Source organism: Bacillus sp. AFS077874 (assembly GCF_002566505.1).
Taxonomy (GTDB): Bacteria; Bacillota; Bacilli; order Bacillales; family Bacillaceae_G; genus Gottfriedia.
In genome coordinates this window covers 97,716-121,973 of sequence record NZ_NUYF01000007.1, presented here as the reverse complement: position 1 = coordinate 121,973, position 24,258 = coordinate 97,716, and the positions used below count along the sequence as shown (strand labels likewise).

Genomic DNA, 24,258 nt, shown 5'->3' with positions numbered 1-24,258 from the left:
CTACAGCTTTGATCCAAAGTGCCAATCTGGATACACGTATTGAACACTTGGAGATTTAGCTGGCTCTGATTGTTGAACGTTTATTTTAATGACTGTTTGACCATTAAAGCTTGTTTTTCCGATTGTACCTGTAATTGTTACCCAAGAATCATTCGTAAATTGCTGTGAATTGGTTGATTCTGCAATAATTCCAAATGGTGAAATATCGGCGATACAATGAGTCATACCCATTCGTGCAATAATAAATTGATTACCTGATAATTTAGGGTCTCTATAGATAAACCCCTTAATTTTAATTTGTTTATTTTGGAAATTGTCGACAAATGTATTCATTGATTGGAGCTTTTCAATAAACCACTTGTCCTTCATCTCGATTGTGCTCTGTTTGTACAGTAGCATTCCAAGTTTAGCGTAATCTTGATCATACACATTTGTTTTGAACATTTTTTTTAAAGCAGGGTCCTCGTGACCTTCCACTTCAACAGCCTGTCCATTCGAAGAAGCTTGAACAGCTAGTCCTTTAAAATTCATTTCTTTATTATTAGCAAGAGAACTAGAACTCGCATGGTTTGGCAAAATATATCCAAGCAATAGAGGAAATAAAAATAAGCTGTAAATAAAAGCATCTTTTACGACTGATTTTTTTAAAAGATGATGATGCTCATGACTAAAAACTTGGTCGTGACTATAATCATGACCACAATCACAAATGATGATCTGTTTTTTTAATGAAAGAGCGGCTATATAGATTTGAACGATTGCGACACTTAACAGAATAACAGTTGCAATTTTTACATAAATGACAAGCTCTGGCACGATAAATTGCAGGATCTCGTCTGTAAGTATCAATTGAAAAATATAAATAGCAAGTCCTAAGAGAATAATCGCTTTTATAAAATGATGAATCGAAGTGGAGTTGATTTTATTTTTCAACATAGATCACTGCCTTTATAAATTAATAGACTGTAAAACAAGCGTTCCAATGAAAACAAATATGAAAACTAGTGTACTAAGTAATAAAACAAAACGAGATCGGAAAACAGCAAGCATCATCAAGATCCCTTTAATATTGATCATTGGTCCGAAAACCATAAATCCTATTAAAGAGCTTTTTGTAAAAATCGTTTGAAGTGATTGAGCGACAAAGGCGTCTGATGTTGAACAAAGAGATAAAATAAAGCCTAATCCCATCATAAGGATGTTTGCCGATGGACCACTTTTTCCTAATTCTATTAAACTACTTTGAGAAATGATAATTTGAAGTAGTGCAACAATGATCGAACCGAAAACTAAGTATTTCCCCATATCAAAAAATTCATTTACTGCATGGCCTACGATCTCAATGAACTTATTATGAGATGCAGTATTGTGTTTATGATCGTGATGATGATGATGATCTTCATTTATTTGAACGGCTTGTTCTCGTAATTGGTTTGACTTAACAAATTGAAAAACAATCAATCCCACGATTAGTGCCACTACAAAAGCAAGTACCATACGATAATATGCAACAGTTGGTTGATTACGGAAAGCTGTTATTGTTGATAAAAAGACAATTGGATTTAAAATCGGTCCAACTAATATAAATGTGACAGCGACATATAATGGCATTCCTTTTTTTATCAGTTTACGAATAGCAGGTACCATTCCACACTCACAAATCGGAAAGATGATGCCTAAAACACTTGCTGCGATTATACCTAATAAAGGATTTTTTGGTATAAACCGGCTGACCATTTGATCTGTAACGAACACCTGAAGGATCGCTGAAACGAATACACCGATTAAAATAAAAGGTAAAGCTTCGATAATAATACTAATAAAGATCATTTTAAAGACTTGTAGTTTAGCAATCGAAAAAGCTGAACTTAGTCCTGTTGTAGATGAAACATATAATAAAAATACAAATAGTAAGCAAATAATGATTAGAAAATGTCGATTTGAATTGACTGGCGATCTTTTCTCGGTAGCAATACTTCGCAAAGGGTTCACTCTTTCTGTTTAAGATATGATACGTTCAAATAACCAAATTCCACCTAATATAAAGGCAATCGTAGAGGTAGAAATAATTGCATTCCTCGAATACTTCGAGCGATGTAATTGTGTTAATAGCGGTAGTAATAACAGTACAATTGACAGCTGAACGACTTCAATTCCAAGGTTAAAGCTAACTAGGTCTGCTGCTAATTCACTTTTTGAAAGATGCATTGCTGTTAATAAATCTGCAAAGCCCATTCCATGAATTAACCCAAAAATAAAAGTTAATACCCAACGATGACCTATGTTTTTACGGAAGATATTTTCAATCGCTACATAACATATACTAATTGCTATTGCAGGTTCGACGATATAAGAAGGAATTGAAATGAATCCTAAAACAGTTAGTGTCAAAGTCAAACTATGTGCAACTGTAAAAGCAGTAATTACTTTAGCAAACTGCTTAAAGCTTTGTCTTGCAATCAGTAGTGAAAGTAAAAATAGCAAATGATCATAACCGGTAAGTATATGGTTCATACCAAGCTTTAAAAACGTAACCCATCCTTTAGATGATGTATTTGTAGTAGAGTCCGAATGGGATTCTTTTTTTATTACGGCCTGTTGCTGTTGTTTTGCAGGTTGGATTGTGTCTTGATTATTGCTTAATCCCTCATAAGCACTGTCACTAAGAATCATAGACCACGAACGGCCTTGATCTGAAAGAGCGGCAGTACTACTATCATGTCCGTAGTTCACTTTCAACAAATCAACATAGGTTGTACTTGTACTTGTATCTTTTTCATACAAATGATCAACAAGACTAATAGATTGAGAAGGTTGAATTGCAGGGTAATCAACCTCAAGGATGAGCTGGGTAGCATCACCTTTGCGGGTAAGCTCCAATTTATTTATCTTTGTCCAATTTTGTTTTTCTCCATTCATTTTCAGAATAAGATTACTCTGGATCGTGGATTCTATTTTCTTCTTTATTGCCTCAAATTCATCTGGGTCTAACATTCCGTTTTTATTAACATCCCCGCCTGTTAATTCCATGACAGAAACTTCATCTAAGGCAAAGTTCATTGTAGTTTTTGATTTTAAGAGATTTAGTGTAGTGTAACTAGCACTTAATGAATGAGCTTCTGCAGTTCGAAAAGATGTGCTAAAAAAAATGATCAAGCAGAAAACTAGGGGAAAAGCACGACTGAATCTATTTTTTGGTAAGTAAAAAATACTATTATTCATTTGTTTCCTCCGGGAAATAAAAAGTAAGAAAGACATAGTTATCGTACAAAGTAGATGTTACAGAATTGTTTTTAAATTGTAAAGAGTTCGTAAATTTAGACTAGTATTGTAGAATTTTCTATGATATACATTATATAGTTAACTGGCGTTAACTAAATTCATGTGAGGAGAGGAGAACATTTTTGTAATTATTTCCCGATAGTAAAATAGTCCTATTTTTTCGAGAAAAGGTTTTGGTTATTTAGAAATAACTCAATGGTAAAATAGTCTTGTGTTTTTGAAAAAAGGTTTTGGTTAATTAGAAATAATAAATTAAAGTGGGGAAATTTTCATGCACAAAATAATGCATAAGTACAAAAGATATTTTGGTCTTTTTGCAACGATACTATTGCTATTATCAACAATTAGTCCACAAATGGCTAAAGCAGCCACTTCAACGACCTTAGCAAAATGGGATTTTAGTAATGGACAAGTAACAACACCATCTGCTGGAATACCAGAAAATATGAATAGTAATATAACAACAACTGGTTCTAAGGTTACTGGTTATAATGCTGGCCCTTCTGGGAATACAGTTATTAACGCAAATACATGGTCAAATAATAGTTCTTATTGGGAAGTTTCGTTATCAACAAAAAACTATGAAAATATAACTCTTTCATCTAAACAATATAGTTCTTCAACGGGGCCAAAAGATTTCAAACTTCAATATAGTTTGGATGAAAATTCATGGGTTGATGTACCTGGTGGTTCTGTTTCTACGGGAAGTGCTACATGGTCAAGTGGGGGACAATTAAATAATGTAGCGTTGCCAAGTGAGGTAAATGACAAAAATTTAGTTTATTTAAGATGGATTGTCAATTCACCACTAGCTGCAAAAAATGACGGTACTAATTTTAGTACGACAACTGGTACAAGTCGTATTGCTGATATTATTATTAATGGTGAGGCAAATGGATCTCCAGTTTTAGAAAAAACCGCTACACCAGACGCAACAAAAATCAATTATTCTACAAATTCAACAGTAACTGGAAATGCTGGAGCAGTCGCAAGTAATTCAATTGTAAGGGTTTACAATAGCGATAATAAACTAGCTGGTACGACTACGGCTTCAGCGGATGGTGTATTTACCGCTACAGTTACCAATTCACAATCGGTTGTATATGTTACTGCACAAGAAAATGGAAAAGCTGAAAGTGATAAAGTTTCAGTAAATTTCTCAGGTTCTGTCGTTCAGAAAACAGCCGCTCCAATAGCTACAAAAATTACTTTTAATTCGTATACAAATGTATCAGGTACTGCAGGAGCAGTTACTGGTAATGCAATCGTAAATCTATATTTCGATGATAATACAATCGTAGCAACTACAACAGCTGCAGCAGATGGTTCATTTAACGTAACGTTTGCAAATCCCGGGTCGAAATCAGTGGTTAATTTAGTTGCTCAAGAAGCAGAAAAGACTCCTAGTGATCGAACTGCTGTAAACTATACTGGTCCAACTGAGAACCCAAAAGTAAATTCACCAGGTGACGTAGTATTTAGCCAAATCTATGTAAATGGTGGTAATGGGGGAGCATTCTACAAAACTAAGTTTTTTGAACTTTATAATAATACAGATAAAGACATTAATTTAACAGGCTGGTCTATTGCTTATACTTCAGCATCAACAATGAACTTTGGAGCAGGGCAAGCTTTATCAGGCATTATTAAAGCGCATAGTTACTTCTTAGTAGCAGGTAGTACGGGTACGACAGGACAAGCACTTCCTGTGATTCCAGATAGTACGATTACTTTAAACCCAAGTGGTTCAACTGGTGGCGCATTAGTACTTGCGAAGAAAACGACTGCTGTTACAGGAGTAGATGATCCAGACGCAATTGATTTACTTGCGTATACAAATGGTACAGCCGTTTATAAAAACCCTTTATATTGGGGAAGTCCAATCTCAGATTCTACAATTGGTGGAGGGACAATTCAACGTAAAACAAATATCGGCACAGACCCACGTTCAGCATATGGACTAGGAAATGGCTGGTTTACAAAAGATCCTTCAAAAGATTTCGTCCTGAATAAACCATCAAGTGCGAACTATTCTGATGAAATGGTCGTACATAACTCAAAATTTATGCTTTCTCCAGATGGCTCTAAAATAACTTATACAAAATCTAATGGTACATCTACCGTTACAGGGCAAGCTGGTTCAGTACCTGCTTCATCTACTGTAAAAGCCTATTTTGAGAGTGAAGGTAAATTAACTAACGGGCAACAAGTAACTGCAGAAGCTGACGGTTCTTTTACATTAAGTTTTTCAGATTCTAGTGATCAGACATCTATCTACTTAACAGAAACTGATTCTTCGCAACCTACTCCAAAGGAAAGTTACTACGCGAGAGTAGATGTTGCTGGTAAGGATCAATCAGTTACTTCAATTAGTGAATTAAGAAAAAATGATGAAACAGGATTTCCAATCAACAATGGTTACTCCACTACAATTGAAGGAGTAGCAACTACAGATAATCAGCCTAATGGCGATGTAAGTACAAATTTCTTTATTCAAGATCAGGCAGGTGCAATTAATGTTATCAATCATATGAATCCTGCTACTACGATTCAAGCAGGAAATAAATATAGCATTGATGGACGAGTAGTTTTTACAGCGGGGATGACTCAATTTATTCCAACGGCGATTCGCTTTGTTGGAAATGATCATTTACCGGCAGCTACAAATATTACGATCGGTGAGCTAAATGAGGCAACTGAAGGTAAACTAGTTTCATTTACTGGAAAAGTAACAAATGTTCCTACAGAAGGTCCAAAATATGATATTACAGTTAGTGACGAATCTGGTGAAAAGTTAGCAATCGTCCGTATTCAAGGATCTCTAGGTAATATTGAACAAGGTCAGACTTATACTTTTACAGGTATTGTCAACCAATATAAAAAAGCTGCACCTTTTACGAGTGGATATCTACTTTTACCGAGAAACGCAAGTGATGTAAAAGGTCAATTAGTTTTAAATCATACTCCAATTACAAAAGCTTATACGGGAATGGATGCTGCTTTTAATGCCGTTGCTAAGAATGCAGATTCAGTTACGCTTTATTATAAAGGAGAAAGTGACACTACTTATCGTTCAGTGATTATGGACACTGCAGACCATATTAATTACAATGGGAAAATTTTAGAAGCAGATGTTCCGAAAGTAAAATTCTACTATTATATCGAAGCGGAAAATGCAGAAGGCAAACAAGCTGTAGGTAGTTCTTCAAAGCCTTTAGAGGTGAATGTAGTAGACGATCAAGATGGTCCTAAATTTTATAATGAGTTACCTGCAAATGGTGATAAAACTGATTCAAGACATCCTGAAATCGTTGTAAAAATGGATGATCCAAGTGGAATCAATCTATCATCAGCAACTATTTCAATTGATGGTCAAGATAAAACTTCGATCGCAACAATTAATGACACGGAAATTAAAGTAAATCTTACAACTGCAAATGAATTAACTGAAGGTGACCATACAATAACGGTTTCTGCAAAGGATAAATTAAATAATCCTTCAACCTTTACATGGAAATTCACGGTTACAGAAAGATTTACTGGTGGAAATCATTACCGTGGAACAACACATAACCATACGAATATTTCACATGATGCTGCAGGTAGTCCTGAAGAAGCATTAAAAGCTGCTGAAAAGTATCATTATGATTTCTTTGCCTTCTCGGATCACTCTCACGATATCGATGCAGATCTTGTTAATAAAGATACTGTTGATCATAAAGGTTTTAAAGAGAGATCAGGTGGGACTGATTGGCAATTAACAAAAGATTTAGCAAAACAATATACAAAAGATGGTCAATTTGTAGTTTTCCCTGCGTTTGAAATGACATCAACTACATGGGGTCACTCAAATGTATTCGGAACTGAAAATTTCATTGATCGCGTTGTAGATGGTGGTGCTTACCAAAATTTACAAAAGTATTATGGTTGGGTATTAACATATGACAATATCGTAGCGCAATTCAACCATCCAAAAATGTCTGCAAATGCATTTGATAACTTCATCCCTTATAACAAAAATTTAGATAAGCTATTCACAATGCTTGAGGTAGGGAATGGATCAGGGAAGTATTCTTATGCAAATGCAGAAGATAAATACTATAGTGCCCTTGATATCGGCTGGCATGTTGCACCAACATATGGTGAAGATAATCATGATGCAACATGGGGTCAAACGAAGAAGCGTACTGTAATCGTAGCAAAAGATTTAAGTCAAGATGCTCTACTTGATGCAATGAAAAACAAACGCGTTTATATGTCAGAGGATCCTAACTTTTCATTAGATGTATCGGCAAGTGGATTTTATATGGGATCCACAGTGGATACTGATACATTAGATTTTAATATTTCAGGTAAAGATCCTGTTTTAGAACAAGCTAGTGATCCAGATTATAGTTATATAAAAACTGCTTCTAACGATGCAATCGCAAAAGTAGAATTAATTACAAATCACGGAACAGTGGTTGATAAGTATGTTCCAGCAGATGATTCAACTTCATTTAATTGGAAGCCAAGCTTTACAGTTGTAGGCGGGCAACAATGGTTTGTTGTAAAAGTTACACAAAAAGATGGAGATCAAATTTACTCAGCACCAATTTGGTCACAACAGAAAGACTTAGCAGTAAAAGTAAGTGATGTTACGACGAAAGATGGAGCGATTATTGGTGGACTTTCAGCTAATTTAACAGCGGGAATAAGTAACCAAGGAACTTTAGATGTTAAACAAGTAACTGCTCACTTCTATTATGACAGCATTGATGCAAACCATTTTATTGCGGATGCTTCAATCGATTCGCTTCCATCTAACTCATCAGCAAGTGCTAGCGTTACATGGACGGATCCAGTTCCAGGTACACATAATATCATTGTTGTTTTATCAGCAGCTGATGGACATGATCTCGGTAATAATAAATACGAGCAATCATTTACAATCAAAGCTCCATTAAACAAAGTGGTTATGATTGATGGTTCTCACAACAATGAGAATTCTAAACAAGACACTGGCACATATAAAGATAATTTTAAATTATTTACAACTTTAATGAAGCAACAAGGTTATACTGTTGCAGAAAATTCTTCACCGCTTACAGAACAAGTATTAAAGAATGTTAGTGTATTAGTCGTTACACACCCAGCAACAGCATATTCTGCTAGTGAAATTTCAGAGATTAATAATTTCGTGAAAAATGGTGGTTCTTTATTACTGACAGAAAAGAGTAATTTTGGTGCTTCAAATCAAAACATAAATAGTATTTTATCAGGTGTAGGTTCAAGCATTTTAGTGAACAATGATGGGATTTTTGATGAAACACATGACGGCAACTTCTGGGGAACACCACTGACTGCTAATTATGCGGTTAGATTACACCCAACGCCGAATCAAAAAACAACGTTAACGGATTTCATTCAACCGATTGAGTTTTATAGTGGATCTAGTCTTGCTAAAAATGATGGCTCAGGGAATAAAGTTCCATTAACCGATAGCGATACTGTCACAGTTCTAGTTCAAGGAAATGAGTCTACATTCCAGGATACAACTACTGTCAAACCAGATACTGTAAAATATAATGTTCAGACTTCGAATGGAAAAAATGGTCCAGCATTAGAGCAAGTTACTGGTGGCTCTAGCATTCCGGTCATTGCTTCTGAACAAGTTGGAAATGGTAGAGTATTCGTTTCAGGTATGAATATCTTTAATGATAAACAAATGGATCAAACATATAATCCAAAAGGAAATGACCCGTTTGCTGTAAACGTTGTAAACTGGTTATCTCATCTTGATCCCAAAGTAAAGTCAATTGGTGATGCTCGTAAGCTTACAGAAGGAACGAACGCTGTTGTTGAGGGAACTGTAACAGCTACTTCATTCTTTGATGCTGCTTACATTCAAGATGATACTGGTGGAATAATGGCCTTTAATGATGTGCCAGCAGGAAGTCTACAAGTTGGCGATAAGGTACGCATATATGGTCATATAAAAATATTTGAAAATAACTTCGAATTAGAGTTTGGTAGTTTTACAGAGAGTGTTGTAAAACTAGGTAAAGGAACGCCAATCGAAGCGAAGATTGTTAGTACAAAGGATTCAACTAATGAAGAGAACCAAGGGCAATTAATTAAAGTAACTGGTAAAGTTGTTTCTAAGTATGACGAGAACTCTTATATAATTGATGATGGTTCAGGACCAACATTAGTATTTACAGATGGATACGTTGTGAACCAAAGCGGACCTGTACCAAACCTGAATATAGGGGACACATTAGAAGCAACAGGTCTAGCAGGTAAATTCTCAGAAGGAAATCGTATACGAGTAAGGGATACGAAAGAATTAGTTGGAACTCATACTGCTGTTCCAAAAGCTCCTGTAGTGAATGCTATTTCTGACCTAGATGAGAAAATTACTGGTACATCTGAAGCAGGTACAAAAGTAATTGCAAAAGTAAACGGTAATGAAATTGCTAATGCAATAACGGATCATACTGGAAACTTTGAAATGAAAATTACAAAACAAGCAGCTGGTACGAAAATTATAGTAACAGCACTTGGCTCAGCAAATATTGAAAGTGACGGAGTAGAAGTAATTGTAAGTGATAAGACTGCGCCAAACGCACCTATTGTAAATGAAGTACAAGATAATAGTACGTATGTTACAGGAAAAGCGGAGCCAGGATCAACAATCACAGTTTCAAAGGGCATCGTAATTCTTGGTCAAGCAGTAACAAATCAAGATGGTAACTTCAGCGTTTTATTAGATACAAAACAAAGTGCAGGAACAAAATTATCAGTTGTTTCAACAGACAACGCAGGTAATAATAGTTCAATAACTGAAGTAATTGTAGTAGATAAAACAGCTCCGAATGCTCCTGTCGTAAATGAAGTACAAGACTATAGTACGTATGTAACAGGAAAAGCAGAGCCGGGAACAACAATCACAGTTTCAAAAGGGATTGTCATTCTAGGTCAAGCAGTAACAAATCAAGATGGTGACTTCACTGTTTTATTATCTTCAAAACAAAGTGCGGGAACAATATTATCAGTTTTTTCAACAGATAAGGCCGGTAATAATAGTTCAATAACTGAAGTAATTGTAGTAGATAAAACAGCTCCTATTAAACCAGTTGTTAATGTAGTAGGTGATTCTGACACACATGTGACGGGGACGGCCGAAGCAGGATCGACAATTTTCGTTTCTGTAGGAAATAAAACGATTGGTTCAGCAAAGACAAATAGTAATGGAAGTTTTGATGTATTAATTGCAAAACAATTAGCTGGAACAGTATTAACAATTGTTTCTACTGATTCAGGAGGAAATAGTAGTGAAAAAGTTGAAGTAACAGTAATAGACAAAACACCTCCAACAGCACCAATTGTTAATACGGTAACGAATAAAGCTGATGTTATTACAGGAACAGCTGAACCAGGATCTGTAGTAGTTGTTAAGAGTGATTCTACTAAATTTGGGGAAGTAACTACTACTGCTAGTAGTAGTGGTAAATTTACGATTACAATTAATTCTAACTTAAAAGCTGGAACGATATTAACAATAACATCCACGGATAAGAGTGGAAATGTGAGTCCTACGACTACTATAACTGTTGTCAAATTCAATAAAGTTTAAAAAGAGGATTTTATATCTACACTTTTAATCGGGAAAGTTAACTTTCTTCGGTAAAAAAGATAATACTCACCGGTATAATGTACTGGAATAGATTGGGGCTGTCTCATATGTCGGGTTTACTGACATAAAGGACGGCCCCCTTTTTAATTCAAAAAATAATATTGGCGCCTCGGTTAGTGGGAGGTATTCTAGCTGAGATTTTCAATTGTAGTTGTGATTGTTCTTTTTATGGGTAATTAGCAGACTTTTATTCGATTTAGTAAGAGTTGGAACAAATTTGCAAGTTTTCCATTTAAAAGTGGCTACCATTTTATCATTTTTAGCTCGTAATACCTTAACTGGTATGGGGAATATTTAATTTTAATGCGATTCTTTGGAATTTAATTGCAGTTTTGCCAATTTTATTTGCGATTTTCAGAATTTATTTGTAGTCTAATCATCTTCAAATGAACTTTATTCTATAAAGAGATCTACAGGGTACTCAAGACAAGTTCACCAATTGTTTTTATGACAAGAAATTGTAACATATTCCACAAATCACCAAGTTGTTAATAGTATTTCCAAAGTTTATATGATAATATGAAACTATAAATCACGCAAGCGTGATTAATACATGATAAGGAGTGTTAATAGCATATGGCAATTTCTTTACAAAAAGGTCAAAAAGTCGACCTTACAAAAGGAAGAGCGGGACTTTCCTCTTTAATTGTAGGTTTAGGTTGGGATCCGGTGAAAAAAAGTGGTGGTTTCTTCGGATTTGGTAAGCAAGAAAACATTGACTGTGACGCTTCTGTTTTAATGTTAGATGAGAATGACAAGTTAAGAAGTGCAAGTGATGTAATCTATTTTGGAAACAAAAAAAGCTTATGCGGTAGCGTATTTCATTCTGGAGATAATCTAACGGGTGATGGTAACGGTGACGATGAGCAAGTATTTGTAAATTTAAATAAGGTTCCTTCTTATGTACATAAACTTGTATTTGTTGTAAATATCTATGCTTGTGTTCAACGTAAGCAAGATTTCGGTATGATTAAAAACGCATTTATTCGAGTAGTAGACAAGTCAGCAAATGCTGAGTTAGTAAATTACAATATCACTGATAATTATTCAGGATTAACTGCGTTATACCCTGGTGAGATTTATCGCCATAATGGGGAGTGGAAGTTCTCTGCAGTTGGAGAGGGAACAAAAGATATTGCATTAGATAAAATTGTTCAACGTTTTCAATAAATAAAAAACATAATTGAAAAGGAGTGCATCTAAAATGACAGTAAATTTATTAAAAGGACAAAAGGTTGATTTAACAAAAACAAATCCTGGTTTAACGAACATTGTTGTTGGATTAGGTTGGGACACTAATAAATACAGTGGCGGCAATGACTTTGACTTAGATTCATCAGTATTTTTATTAAATGGTGCAAGCAAATGTGCATCTGAAAAAGACTTTGTATTTTATAACAACACTGTAGGTGGAAATGGATCAGTTGAACACAATGGCGATAATAGAACTGGCGCTGGTGATGGTGACGATGAGCAAGTATCAGTTAATCTAGCAAACGTTCCTGCTTCAGTTGAAAAGATTGCATTTGCGATTACGATTCATGAAGCTGATGTACGTAACCAAAACTTCGGACAAGTAAGCAACTCTTATGTTCGTATTTTAAATGAAACAAATGGGGAAGAGTTAATCCGTTATGATTTAGGTGAAGATTTCTCAATTGAAACTTCAGTAGTTGTAGGTGAATTATATCGTCACAATGGCGAGTGGAAATTTAATGCGATTGGTAGTGGATACCAAGGCGGTTTAATTTCATTAGTTAGAGATTACGGATTAGACGCTTAATTTTACTTCAAAAAAAGTATTTTGATAGTCAAAAGGGGAAAGTGTGTGTATTTCCCCTTTTTATATGGACATAGTCCAAAAACTTCTTTCTTATCGTTTAGTACATCTTTAGAAAATGATTTCTAAAGATGTACTAGATTGTAATTTAAGTTTAAAATGTTTTCCTAATGTAATGTTGCATTATTTGGAAGTTCGGGGTGGGATTTTGAATAAACAAAGTAATACGATAAATTTAAATGATCCAAGTTTACTTAGTTCACGTCAAGCGTGTCAAGAATGGGGGATCAATGACTCAACATTACGGAAACGAATAAATGATTTTCCAGACGGTACGATACGTAAATTTGGTTCCTCTTGGGTAGTAACTCGTGAAGGTATGTTAGCAGTTTTTGGACAACCCAAAATGAAATAATGACATCGGAAAGGAGTATCTATATGTCTGCGATCAACCCAAAAGCAATGGATATTAATCAACATGAGTGGTTGAGTATCTTGAAACAACCTTCGACATTAAGACAATCTTATCAAGTAGAAGGTGAAACCATACAGTTTAATCAAATTGCATGGCGAATTTTAGGAACAAACATTGATGAAGATGAGTATTTTGAAAACTTATATGAACTAGTACATGACGAGTCTTTAAATGTCATTCTATTAAGCGAAGAATTAAACAAGACTATTTCGAATGATATGTTACAAGCAGTTCAAAGAATAGTAACAATAAACAGTGCTGAAAATGGATTGTCAGTGAACAGACTAATTGCATTCCTTGAAGGTGAGCGATTAATTCCGAAGCACGAAAATGAGAACATACATAGACATATTCGAGAGCAAATTAAATCTGTATTATCTAGCTTTAAAGATTCACATAAAAATGGATTCCTTGATAGTAATTTTAGAAGGATCATAGTTGATCTCGTAAAATGGTTACATAACCATGTAAATAAATGGATTGAGAGTTTTCCTACTAGATCTCCACTGATCTTATGGTATGGTGATACAACGCTAAGTGAATGTTATTTCCTTTACTTGCTAATCCTTTTAGGTTTTGATGTTGCTATATTTCATCCTGAAGGAAAAGATTCATTATCTCATTTATTAGGTACCAAGAACGACGGAATTAAAATACTACCTTCAACGACATCTTTCGTACCTTTTCCTAAAGAAAAGCCAGTTAGGAAGAGTACAGTTGCCCATAGAGCAACAAAGGAAATTGAGAAATTATTGCATACTGAGGATTCTTTATTATATAAACCATGGCAATTTAGAAACTATGCTCCAAGATCAATTACGTTAAAAACAACATTTGATGAACTATTCATTTTACATAAAGAAAGAGCAATGTTACGTCCTAATTTTCAAGTAAAAGACAATAGTGTTGAAATACCGGTTTTCTTTATGAAGATTTTAGGTGTGACGAAAAACCATCGTGAATATTGGGAAAAGATTGGCCAACTAACTGAAACTAATTTAGCACTAAAAATAGATAAATTTCCATTTACCCAATTAGTTAAAGGAAACCAACAATATCATTACCAAAATGCTTTAGGGCGGGACGGGATGCTTGACCCCGATAAAATGTTGGCTAGTAACTGGTGGAGATATAAAGAACTTCCGAGCGGATTACAGTTTGGTCTAGCTTCTGCTATATCCAGATATGTTGACAGAGAAAATATTAAGTCACTACCAAATGAAACGAAGGCTCAGACACAACTATTTTTATTTAGCCAATCTATGAATATACCAAATGAAATATTAAGATTATTGCAACAGTTTGATTATACACAACAAGTTCCAAAATTAATTATTTACAATACAGAAAGAGATGGTGAACTAAATAGAAACGACGCAGCACTACTTCTATTATTAAATGAGTTTGGAGTGGATCTAGTTTTACTTAATCCGACGGGTCAAAATGATATCGAATTATTCGTAGATGACAAATTATTCGATTCCCATTGGCTAGATGAAGTTACTTTTGATACTGAATTTCAAGTGTTGCGAGCATCAGGACAGTCACTAATTAAAAATCTATTTAGAAAAATAGTTAAATAAAAGGGGAACTTAAAATGTCTATAAATACACTTACTAGTTTAGAAAAGCAAGACGAAATTTTACAAACGAATGCAAATGATATGAAATTGCAATTAAGAAATGAACCGGAAGTACACCGTCTAGCAAGTTCAATAGACCATAAAAATCAAATAGCTTTATTGGAGTACGGGAAAGAACCAGCAACTGAAATTTCAACCTTCTCAGGTAAAATATTAAATACAATTAAAGCTTCAAGTATGGAAGAATCTAGCGTTCTATTAAAACAATTAGGAAAAATTATGGACCGCTTTGATGCGAAAGATTTTGCAGAAGAAAAAGGGTTTCTTTCAAAAATTTTTAATCGTGGTCAAAAGTTAATTGATAAATTATTTGATAAATATCAATCAATGGGCACTGAAATTGATAAAGTCTATGTAGAAATTACAAAGTATGAACACGAAATGAAAACATCCACAAATACATTAGAACAACTTTACGAGCAAAACGTTGCATATTATATGGAGCTAGAAAAATATATTGTAGCTGCAGAAATGAAAGCAGAAGAGTTAAAAACACAGCTTCCTGCTTTAACTGAACGAGCTGGATCAGGTAATCAGCTTGCTATGATGGAGTTAGATTCCTTAAAAAATGCGATCGAGTTACTTGAACAACGTACTTACGATTTAGAAATGGCAAAACAAGTTGCTTATCAATCAGCTCCGCAAATTCGTTTATTACAACGAGGTAATACTAAACTGATTGGTAAAATTAACTCAGCCTTTGTAACAACAATTCCAATTTTTAAAACTGCATTAATTAATGCAATAGCAGCTAAGAGACAAAATTTAGTAGCTCAATCAATGAATGAATTAGATAAGAGAACAAACGAACTATTATTACGTAATGCCAATACAATTTCACAGCAAAGCGTGGATATTGCTAGATTATCAGGATCTCCTAGCATTAAGATTGAGACGATGGAAGAAACTTGGAATATCATTATGAAGGGTATGCAAGAAACGAAAGCGATTGAAGAAGAAAATAAAATTCAACGTGAACAAGGTAAATTGCGTTTAGAGCAACTGCAAGAAAACTTCGTTAAACTTAAGCAAGGAAAGTAATGTTAATAAGGGTTATTCAATCGTTTATAAAAAGTCAGTGGCCGACAAGCTACTGACTTTTGTTTTTATTGCGTTTTTACTGAACGCTTCTTAACTATTTAGTAATAATAAATATAATAATGTTTCTTCAATTTTAAAAATCAATTTATCGTCATTAGTTCAACTATTTTTTTATCCTGTTTTTTATTAAGAAATTTTAATTTGAACTAATTGTATTTGTTTGAAATAATCATAGTGGGATAAAAAAGTATTTAATACAATTGTTCTAGTAAATGACAAAGCGGAGAATTCATATGAATAAAGAAATGGAAGTAGTCGATCATCTTGAGGAACTGCGTAAAAGAATTATCATTACAGCAGTTACTTTTATTGTTCTATTTATAATTGGGCTTGTGTATGTAGAACCAATTTATAAATTCTTAACAAAGGATTTAACATATAAACTAGTCGTTTTAAGTCCTGGGGATATATTATGGGTCTATTTTTCGATATCTGCAGTTTTTGCGGCCGTTTTTACGATACCGGTTGCAACTTGGCAAACTTGGTTATTTGTTAAACCGGGTTTACATCCTTCTGAACAAAAAGGGATCGGATTTTATATACCCGCTCTATTTTTTCTGTTTGTTTTTGGATTAGTTATTGGCTATTATTTTGTTTTTCCTAATATCCTTAGATTCCTAACGATAATGGGACAAGGTATGCTTGAACAAAACTACACTGTTGATAAGTATTTCTCTTTTCTTTTTAATCTAGTCGTTCCATTTGCTGCATTTTTTGATATGCCAGTCGTGATTATGTTCTTAACAAAAATCGGCATTGTGAAGCCTAGTTATTTACAGAAAGTGAGAAAATATGCATATTTTATCTTAGTAATCGTGGCGTGTTGTATATCACCACCAGACTTTATTTCACATATTTCCGTCTCGATTCCATTAATATTATTATATGAACTAAGTATATTAACATCTAAATCGGTATATAGAAAAAAAGAGGTAAATGAGTAAAAGCTCATTTACCTCTTTTTGTTTCAAAGAATTTTTATAAGATTTATTAAAAAGTCTATACTCTCATAATCTTTTTATTAGTAAATTTTTAAACTTTGAACAAGTTGACTAATCATAAATTCTTCATAGGTTATAAAAAGCTAGGCAAATAACTTTTTGTCGGAAAAAGGATGAAGTAAGGAGCATAAACTATGCATTATTCAATTTGGATTACTGTTTTATTTCTTGCCTTTTCATCTAGCATTGATAATTTTGGAGTAGGAATAACTTATGGAATTCGAGGTATAAAGGTTGGTTTAATAGCGAATTTAATCATTTCAATCATAGCGTTTATTTTCAGTGAAGCAGGTATTGTTTCAGGGCAATACATTTCAAAAGTATTTCCAGGAACACTGTCCAATGTAATCGGTGCATTTTTTTTACTGGTAATTGGACTTAGAATTGTTCTGCTTACTTTTCCAAGAAAAGATAAACGTAACTTAATAAATAATGATGACGAATCAGTTTCAAATATCGTTACAAATTATTTAAGTTCACCGGAGAAAGCCGATGTTGACCATTCAGGAGACATAAGTAGTTTTGAAGCAATCATACTAGGGACTGCTGTTTCAATGAATGCACTTACGAACGGCTTAGGTGTTGGATTAATTGGACTTTCACCATTTGCAATATCGATAGCGGCCAGTATTTTTAGCTTTTTGGCAATCTGGTTAGGCGTCCTTTTAGGAAAAAAAGTCGCCAATGTGAAAATTGGTGGTTGGTCGCTTGGACAATTTAGTTCCATTATAAGTGGAATTATATTGGTGTTGATTGCGATACACAATCTTGTTTAATAATAGATAAAAGAAAAGAGCCGATGATCGTATTTGAACATCAGCTCTTTTCTTTGTTAGTTACTATGCGATTGTAGATTGGGAGATATCCTCTTGTTCATTTTGAACATCCTTCTTTGAAAAAGAAAGATATCCAACTAGAATAATGATGATAATCGATAATACTAAGGTAACTGGCCCACCACCAAATCCAAGTCCACCATGCTTTTGAGATACAGAACTCCAATCAGAAAATGATGCTCCAACTGGTCTTGTCATAATGTAAGCAAACCAAAATGAGAAAATTTCATTTAGCTTGAAGAACTTTCTTCCAATAACCGGTATTGCTAATAAAACTGTGAACAGTATACCTGATGAAAAATAGCCTAAATGCATTGTTGATGCAGTCATGTCACCAGCAGCAGTTCCTAAAGCGAATGTTCCCATTACAACTGACCAATACAAGACTTCACGTCGTCGTGTGTAAATGCTGTGTATGGAAAGAGTTTTCTCCATCTTATACCAAATCATAAAAATAATTGCCAGCGAGACTGCAAAAAACACCGTTGATATGGCATATGGAACACCAAGACCAACGTGTACAACGTCTGCGGCTACGGTACCAAATACACTAATCATGACAACAACTAACCAATAAATACTAGGTACATATTTACGGACTTTAAACTGTAAAATTAATGACAGAATTAGGACAATTAGTGCGACTGCAACACCTATTACTGGCGTTAAAGTTTTTACGATATAATCGGAAAACACTTCACCCATACCAGTTGTTAATAACTTAGTAATCCAGAAAAATATTGTTACCTCTGGAACTTTTTTTAACATATTTTCTAATGGTGGATTTATTTTCTTATTTATATGCTTTTGTTCAATTGATTCCATTTCATAATCCTCCTTACTGGATTTAATTATAATGTAAACAAGTTTTATGAAAGGAAAATGAAAATCGTATGTAATTTGGTAAAATTCCATAATTTAGAAATTATTGTTGTATATCCAATCGTATTCTATTAGAATCAATAAAAAGAAAATGGGTGATAAAATGATTAAATATCCAGTTTTAAAAAGTGGTGCAACGATCGGGGTAACTGCACCATCATCAGGCTTAAAAGAGCAGTTCCACGAATTGATGAAGCAGTCCATTAGCCGCATGGAAAGAGACGGATATAAAGTGGAGTGTGGAGAGGTTGTTTGGACGCAGGACAAAGCAAAATCAGCGAATGCTAACAAACGTGCAAATGAATTAAATTTAATGATGAATGATGAGAAAATAGATTTCATTTTTCCGCTGTGGGGTGGAGAGCTTGCAATCGAGATTCTTGATCAATTGGCATTCGAAAGCTACAAAGAAAAATGGATTTTAGGATATTCTGATACGAGTATTATTTTACTAGCATTTACTTTAACAACAGGGATTGCTACTGCACACGGAACGAATTTAATCGATTTAAGAGGAGAGTATTCCGATGAAACAACAGCTATGTGGCAGAAGGTGTTAGCAACTAAATCCGGTAACTCGATCACTCAAACTTCATCCGAATTGTTCCAAGCAAAATGGCAGCATGAAAATCCAACACCATATGTATTTCATTTGTCCGAAAAAACAAAGTGGAAAACTATATCGAATAAAGATGAGGAAATTAAAGGAAGGTTGCTAGGTGGATGTATTGATGTGATTAGACATCTTGTCGGAACTCCTTATGGAGATGTACGTTCATTTAGAAGTAAATACATTGAAGAGGAACCAATCATTTGGTATTTCGAGAATTGTGAATTGAATACAACAGATTTAAGAAGATCCTTAGTACAAATGAAACTTGCAGGATGGTTTGAAAATTGCGCTGGGATATTATTTGGACGTAGTGCGGCAAATCAAACTGTCGATAACTATACAATAGAAGATGTATATAATGAGTTAAATGAAGAATTAGCAATTCCGATCATTTACGATATCGATTGCGGGCATGTACCGCCTCAAATTACATTAATTAATGGAGCATTTGCAGAAGTAGATGTAAGGGGTGGAAAAGGTAAGATTGTACAGACTTTTATATAATGAAAAATACACAAAGCGTTTTTTATAGAAGAACGCTTATTTTTTATTAAAATTTAAAATAGTAGAGGTTGCAAAATGAAAAAGGTCAATGTGGTCTATACGCTTATCTATGATGAAATAAATAAAAGTATTTTAATGGTACAAAATGAAAATGAAGTATGGACTTTACCTGGTGGTGCTGTTGAAGAAAATGAAACACTAAAACAAGCAGCAGTACGAGAGGCGTTTGAGGAAACTGGATTAGAAGTGGAAGTTGGAAATATTGTTGCAATTAATGAGGCTTTTTTTCCTGAAAGAGGACATCATGCAATTTTGATTACATTTAGTGCAAAAATAATCGGTGGAGATCTAGGCATTTCTCATAAAGAGGAAATTCTAAAACTTAAATGGATGGATCTCCAAACGGCAAATCAATTAATGCCCTATCATAAGGCGGGAATTGAAAAATTATTAGAGTCATCTGTCCCTTATACCTTTCAAGGTTAAATAAATTAGATAATTTTAAGAGACTAGGGAGATTACTAAGTGCTTTAATCTCTTAAAATCGTTCTTGTCTCCTAAACTCCTACCTTTAATCCTGCCTTTTTTGTCTTGTATAAGTGCTTAAAAGACTATAACATAGTAATATTATGGCATAATATAAGAAAGTCAAATTATTAAATAGAATCAGGAGCAGTAAAATGATTATCAATAATGAACAAGAATTAGAAGCTTTAAGAAAGATCGGTCGTATCGTAGCGTTAGCGAGAGAAGAAATGAAGGCAAGAGCTGTCGTTGGAATGACAACAAAAGAATTAGATGAAATCGGTAGACAAGTTTTAGAGGAGCATGGTGCAACTTCAGCCCCACAAAAAGAGTATGATTTTCCTGGCACAACATGTATTAGTGTAAACGAAGAAGTAGCTCATGGAATTCCGGGAGACAGAGTACTTCAAGATGGCGATTTAGTTAATGTCGATGTGTCAGCAGCATTAGATGGATACTATGCAGACACTGGAATCTCTTTCGTAGTTGGGAAAGGTGACTTACTAAAAGAGAAGCTTTGTAAAGTTGCAGAAGATGCATTTTGGGCTGCAATGAAAAAAACAAAAGCAGGTTCAAAGCAAAACCAAATTGGAAGAGCAGTATATAATGAAGCAATTAAAAATGGTTTAAATGTAATTGAAAATCTAACAGGCCACGGAATTGGAAAAAGTCTTCACGAAAGCCCGCAACATATTTTAAGTTATTTCGATCCAATGGATAAAGCCTTATTAAAAGACGGACTTGTATTAGCAGTAGAACCATTTATCTCTGCAAATGCAGACCACATTATCGAGTCAGGAGATGGCTGGACATTTGTGACGCCGGATAAGAGTTTAGTTGCACAATGTGAACATACAATTGTTGTAACAAAAGGCGAGCCAATCATCTTAACACAGATTTAAGAAATAGGAAAAGCGAAGAATTTAAGTTCTTCGCTTTTATTTTTCCGGTTACTATTGCTTAGAATAATTTAACTCCCAAGTAAATCCATTTTTATCTTTTACAACAGCAAATCTAGAATTCCAAAATGTATCTTGAAGCTCCATATGAATTTCTCCGTCTTTTAATAACTTTTCATAAATTGTATTAATTTCATCTTCAGAACTCATTTCTAGCGTAGTCCAAACATTGTCGCCTTTTACTAATGGTCTAAAAACATCTGCAAAATAAATTACACAGTTTTCATTAATGTGTAATTCTGCGTGTATATATTTTCCTTCGTGCCCTTTAAACATTTCCATACCATCGCCGGTTTGTGTGTTTTTAATTTCTCCACCAAAGATTTGTTTGTAGTACTCTAGTTCTTCTTTACAGTTTTCAACGTAAATATGAGGTAAAATATTTTTCATTTTTTTCTCCTCTTTCTTTTGAATATTTATGTATGAATTGCGAACAATAAGTCACAGTTTTAAGTATAGCCAAATAGAATAGGTATTGTGCTAAAAGTTAAAATATTTTATAATTTAAATAAATTCAAGTTCGAAAAGGAGGTGTAGAAAAGATGTTACGTTTTCAAATGGTTTGCGCACAAATGATAGAATTTTTATATTATTGTCGTGCAAAATTTGCGTTTTTAGCTGTTAACGGGATAGGTCTGTCTATTTTTAACAATTTAACAACTCAAATAAAACGAAAACGTACTCTTTCCTACGACTTCAATTGATAAAATAATTGTGTGATCACACACTTCTATTTAAATCATTATTTAAGCCATGGATGAGTTCATTAATCTATGGCTTTTTTCTATGGATTGGTACGGAAATAGAAGGAGAATATTATGATTGCATGTAGTATAGATAAAATTTCAAAAATGTTTGGTGGAAATTCACTTTTTACGGAATTATCATTTCAAATACATCAAGATAGCCGTGTAGGGTTAGTTGGAGCAAATGGAAGTGGTAAAACTAGTATTTTTAAACTTTTAACGGGTATGGAATCACCTGATACTGGTTCAATTCATTTTAAAAAAGGATTAAAAACAGGGTATTTAGCTCAAATTCCTGTTTTTCCAGATGAGATGACTAGTAGGGATGTTTTGTTAACTGTTTTTGAAGAATTACGAAAAATAGAAAATGAAATGAAGCAATTAGAAATAAAAATGTCTAATACGGTAGATGAACGTACTTTAGAACAATTGCTAGTCAGTTATGGATCATTACAAGAGAAGTTTAGTAATAACGGTGGTTATGAGATGGAAGCCTCACTTGCGAAAATTGCTAATGGATTAGGAATCACTGACTTACTTACTAAACAATTTGTTTCTTTAAGTGGTGGAGAAAAAACAAAAATTGGATTAGGAATCGTCCTTTTACAACAACCTGATTTACTATTACTTGATGAACCAACGAATCACTTAGATTTATCCGCTATTGAGTGGTTAGGTTCATACTTAAAGGAGTATGAAGGAACGATTATTGTCATCTCGCATGATCGCTATTTTTTAGATGAGGTAGTTAATCATATTTTAGAATTAGAAGATGGTGAAATTAACGATTACCATACAAATTATTCACAATATGTTATTCAAAAAGAAGAAAGATTACTAAAAGAATTCCAGGCTTACGAAGAGCAGCAAAAGAAAATACAAAAAATGAAAGAAACGATTAAACGCTTAAGAGAATGGGCTAATCAAGCAAATCCACCGAATGCTGGTTTGCACAGAAGAGCTAGAAGTATGGAAAAAGCGCTAGAACGAATTGAGAGATTAAAACGCCCGGTCTTACAAAAAAAAAAAATGGCATTTCAGTTAGAGGAATCTGGCCGAAGTGGAAAAGATGTAATTGTTGCAGAAAATCTTTCAAAATCCTTTGCGGAAAAAGTTTTATTTAATCAGCTTAACTTTTCATTATACTATGGCGAAAGAGCAGTTATTGTAGGAGATAACGGGACAGGTAAATCAACTTTATTGAAGATGATTTTAGGTCAGTCATCAATCGAGGAAGGAAAAATTAAACTGGGTAGTAATGTAAAAATCGGTTATTTATCACAACATTACGAACCAATCCATTCGGATCACACCGTACTTCAGGAATTCAGAGAGGAAGTACATGTTACAGAAGGTGAAGCACGTAATATATTAGCTGGATTTTTATTCTATGGCTATATGGTCTATCGCAAAGTAAGTCAACTTAGTGGTGGAGAGAGAATGAGATTAAGGTTGGCTCAACTTATGTATCAAGATATTAATTTATTAATCGTAGATGAGCCTACTAACCATTTAGATATTGAATCTAGAGAAGTTTTAGAAGACGCTCTTGAAAAATTCAAAGGAACGATTCTTTCTGTCTCGCATGACCGTTATTTCATTAATAAGCTATTTTCAAAAATTTATTGGCTAGACAATGGTAGGCTTTTCGAATTTATTGATGAATACCAAATTGCAAAAGAAAAAATGACGACCTATCGAAATAATAGAGAAAAAGAAAAAGTGATTAAAATAAATTCGTCTTCGAAACCGATTAAAATAAAAACAAAAATTCGAACGATAGAAGATATTGAAAATGAAATCTATTCTTTAGAAGAAGCAGTCAGTGAAATTAATAAACAAATGTTATTTGAAAATGATCTAACCATTTTACAGAAGTATCAACGAGAACTTGAAGAATTAGACACAAAAAGTATTGTTTTATATAAAGAACTTGAAGAATGTATTGAGTAAGAAATTATCGTAAGTATTTAAAATATAGGATAAACTTATAGGCGAAAACATCAATTAAATAAATAAAGTTAGTTAAATGTCTTAGTACTTGCTCATGCCTTTATCAGAATTAATAAGTTATAGGGATATGATTCTATTTAGGGTGGTGAGTGCATGAGTTTTGATGAGCTATATAGTCGATATCCTGGACCAGGATATGCTCAACCAGGACATGGACCAGGTCAAGATCAAGGTCAAGGGCATGGACCAGGTCAAGGACAGGGACATGGGCCAGGGTATGG

18 protein-coding genes are annotated in these 24,258 nt (G+C 33.9%); 13 read left to right on the top strand and 5 right to left on the bottom strand.

Annotated features, from left to right (window positions below; all coding sequences use genetic code 11):
- From COJ46_RS06685 to COJ46_RS06675, 3 genes are read right to left on the bottom strand one after another with little or no spacing between them, the layout of a single operon-like run.
- Positions 1 to 936 carry a TIGR03943 family putative permease subunit gene (locus tag COJ46_RS06685; protein WP_098565784.1) on the bottom strand — a complete coding sequence of 312 codons (936 nt, stop codon included), beginning with the start codon at positions 934 to 936 and terminating at the stop codon, positions 1 to 3.
- A 12-nt stretch (positions 937 to 948) separates the two neighbouring features.
- Complete coding sequence (locus COJ46_RS06680) at positions 949 to 1,983, bottom strand: permease (RefSeq protein WP_176527925.1); 1,035 nt, start codon at positions 1,981 to 1,983, stop codon at positions 949 to 951.
- 18 nt (positions 1,984 to 2,001) lie between these two features.
- Positions 2,002 to 3,222 carry a HupE/UreJ family protein gene (locus COJ46_RS06675; RefSeq protein ID WP_098565783.1) on the bottom strand — a complete coding sequence of 407 codons (1,221 nt, stop codon included), beginning with the start codon at positions 3,220 to 3,222 and terminating at the stop codon, positions 2,002 to 2,004.
- Between the two features lie 331 nt (positions 3,223 to 3,553).
- Here COJ46_RS06675 and COJ46_RS06670 point away from each other — a divergent pair, with 331 nt between their 5' ends.
- The 8 genes from COJ46_RS06670 (at position 3,554) to ytaF (ending at position 17,735) form a co-directional block, all read left to right on the top strand.
- Entirely contained in the window at positions 3,554 to 10,900 is a 7,347-nt protein-coding gene (locus tag COJ46_RS06670; protein WP_097973462.1) for an Ig-like domain-containing protein, read from the top strand.
- 636 nt (positions 10,901 to 11,536) lie between these two features.
- Entirely contained in the window at positions 11,537 to 12,130 is a 594-nt protein-coding gene (locus COJ46_RS06665; protein WP_097973460.1) for a TerD family protein, read from the top strand.
- Positions 12,131 to 12,164: 34 nt separating this feature from the next.
- On the top strand, positions 12,165 to 12,743 hold the full coding sequence (locus COJ46_RS06660) for a TerD family protein (protein WP_056468894.1): 579 nt from the start codon (positions 12,165 to 12,167) through the stop codon (positions 12,741 to 12,743).
- Between the two features lie 205 nt (positions 12,744 to 12,948).
- Positions 12,949 to 13,155 (top strand): helix-turn-helix domain-containing protein, encoded by a 207-nt coding sequence (locus tag COJ46_RS06655; protein ID WP_025671239.1) that lies wholly within the window; start codon positions 12,949 to 12,951, stop codon positions 13,153 to 13,155.
- A gap of 23 nt (positions 13,156 to 13,178) precedes the next feature.
- Positions 13,179 to 14,798, top strand: coding sequence for a YceG family protein (locus COJ46_RS06650; RefSeq protein WP_176527924.1), 1,620 nt, complete (start codon positions 13,179 to 13,181; stop codon positions 14,796 to 14,798).
- A gap of 14 nt (positions 14,799 to 14,812) precedes the next feature.
- A complete protein-coding gene (locus tag COJ46_RS06645) occupies positions 14,813 to 15,898 on the top strand; it encodes a toxic anion resistance protein (RefSeq protein WP_098565781.1) in 1,086 nt (361 codons plus the stop codon).
- 293 nt (positions 15,899 to 16,191) lie between these two features.
- On the top strand, positions 16,192 to 16,902 hold the full coding sequence (gene tatC, locus COJ46_RS06640) for a twin-arginine translocase subunit TatC (protein ID WP_254664620.1): 711 nt from the start codon (positions 16,192 to 16,194) through the stop codon (positions 16,900 to 16,902).
- A 191-nt stretch (positions 16,903 to 17,093) separates the two neighbouring features.
- A complete protein-coding gene (ytaF, locus tag COJ46_RS06635) occupies positions 17,094 to 17,735 on the top strand; it encodes a sporulation membrane protein YtaF (protein ID WP_098565780.1) in 642 nt (213 codons plus the stop codon).
- A 63-nt stretch (positions 17,736 to 17,798) separates the two neighbouring features.
- Here ytaF and COJ46_RS06630 read toward each other — a convergent pair whose 3' ends face one another.
- Positions 17,799 to 18,620, bottom strand: a complete 822-nt coding sequence (locus tag COJ46_RS06630) for a COG4705 family protein (RefSeq protein WP_286145493.1) — start codon at positions 18,618 to 18,620, stop codon at positions 17,799 to 17,801.
- A 160-nt stretch (positions 18,621 to 18,780) separates the two neighbouring features.
- On the opposite strand from COJ46_RS06630, the gene COJ46_RS06625 reads away from it, so the two are divergent.
- The 3 genes from COJ46_RS06625 (at position 18,781) to map (ending at position 21,221) form a co-directional block, all read left to right on the top strand.
- Entirely contained in the window at positions 18,781 to 19,794 is a 1,014-nt protein-coding gene (locus COJ46_RS06625) for a S66 family peptidase (protein WP_098565779.1), read from the top strand.
- 75 nt (positions 19,795 to 19,869) lie between these two features.
- Positions 19,870 to 20,280 (top strand): NUDIX hydrolase, encoded by a 411-nt coding sequence (locus COJ46_RS06620; protein ID WP_097973451.1) that lies wholly within the window; start codon positions 19,870 to 19,872, stop codon positions 20,278 to 20,280.
- 194 nt (positions 20,281 to 20,474) lie between these two features.
- Entirely contained in the window at positions 20,475 to 21,221 is a 747-nt protein-coding gene (gene map, locus COJ46_RS06615) for a type I methionyl aminopeptidase (RefSeq protein ID WP_097973449.1), read from the top strand.
- Between the two features lie 51 nt (positions 21,222 to 21,272).
- Here the strand turns inward: map and COJ46_RS06610 are convergent, their stop codons facing one another.
- A complete protein-coding gene (locus COJ46_RS06610) occupies positions 21,273 to 21,668 on the bottom strand; it encodes a VOC family protein (RefSeq protein ID WP_098565778.1) in 396 nt (131 codons plus the stop codon).
- A 152-nt stretch (positions 21,669 to 21,820) separates the two neighbouring features.
- Between COJ46_RS06610 and COJ46_RS24935 the strand changes: the two genes are divergently transcribed.
- Both COJ46_RS24935 and abc-f read left to right on the top strand, forming a co-directional pair.
- Entirely contained in the window at positions 21,821 to 21,982 is a 162-nt protein-coding gene (locus tag COJ46_RS24935; protein ID WP_353652158.1) for an RAxF-45 family protein, read from the top strand.
- Positions 21,983 to 22,096: 114 nt separating this feature from the next.
- Entirely contained in the window at positions 22,097 to 23,977 is a 1,881-nt protein-coding gene (gene abc-f / locus COJ46_RS06605; protein WP_098565777.1) for a ribosomal protection-like ABC-F family protein, read from the top strand.
- Positions 23,978 to 24,258: the final 281 nt, after the last annotated feature.

What these genes read in the sequence shown, in the direction of transcription:
- COJ46_RS24935 (WP_353652158.1), top strand. Translation starts at nt 21,821, where the DNA reads ATGTTACGTTTTCAAATGGTTTGCGCACAAATGATAGAATTTTTATAT.
- ytaF (WP_098565780.1), top strand. Translation starts at nt 17,094, where the DNA reads ATGCATTATTCAATTTGGATTACTGTTTTATTTCTTGCCTTTTCATCT.
- COJ46_RS06665 (WP_097973460.1), top strand. Translation starts at nt 11,537, where the DNA reads ATGGCAATTTCTTTACAAAAAGGTCAAAAAGTCGACCTTACAAAAGGA.
- COJ46_RS06685 (WP_098565784.1), bottom strand. Translation starts at nt 936, where the DNA reads ATGTTGAAAAATAAAATCAACTCCACTTCGATTCATCATTTTATAAAA.
- COJ46_RS06625 (WP_098565779.1), top strand. Translation starts at nt 18,781, where the DNA reads ATGATTAAATATCCAGTTTTAAAAAGTGGTGCAACGATCGGGGTAACT.
- abc-f (WP_098565777.1), top strand. Translation starts at nt 22,097, where the DNA reads ATGATTGCATGTAGTATAGATAAAATTTCAAAAATGTTTGGTGGAAAT.
- COJ46_RS06620 (WP_097973451.1), top strand. Translation starts at nt 19,870, where the DNA reads ATGAAAAAGGTCAATGTGGTCTATACGCTTATCTATGATGAAATAAAT.
- map (WP_097973449.1), top strand. Translation starts at nt 20,475, where the DNA reads ATGATTATCAATAATGAACAAGAATTAGAAGCTTTAAGAAAGATCGGT.
- COJ46_RS06675 (WP_098565783.1), bottom strand. Translation starts at nt 3,222, where the DNA reads ATGAATAATAGTATTTTTTACTTACCAAAAAATAGATTCAGTCGTGCT.
- COJ46_RS06650 (WP_176527924.1), top strand. Translation starts at nt 13,179, where the DNA reads ATGTCTGCGATCAACCCAAAAGCAATGGATATTAATCAACATGAGTGG.
- COJ46_RS06670 (WP_097973462.1), top strand. Translation starts at nt 3,554, where the DNA reads ATGCACAAAATAATGCATAAGTACAAAAGATATTTTGGTCTTTTTGCA.
- COJ46_RS06630 (WP_286145493.1), bottom strand. Translation starts at nt 18,620, where the DNA reads ATGGAATCAATTGAACAAAAGCATATAAATAAGAAAATAAATCCACCA.
- COJ46_RS06645 (WP_098565781.1), top strand. Translation starts at nt 14,813, where the DNA reads ATGTCTATAAATACACTTACTAGTTTAGAAAAGCAAGACGAAATTTTA.
- COJ46_RS06660 (WP_056468894.1), top strand. Translation starts at nt 12,165, where the DNA reads ATGACAGTAAATTTATTAAAAGGACAAAAGGTTGATTTAACAAAAACA.
- COJ46_RS06610 (WP_098565778.1), bottom strand. Translation starts at nt 21,668, where the DNA reads ATGAAAAATATTTTACCTCATATTTACGTTGAAAACTGTAAAGAAGAA.
- tatC (WP_254664620.1), top strand. Translation starts at nt 16,192, where the DNA reads ATGAATAAAGAAATGGAAGTAGTCGATCATCTTGAGGAACTGCGTAAA.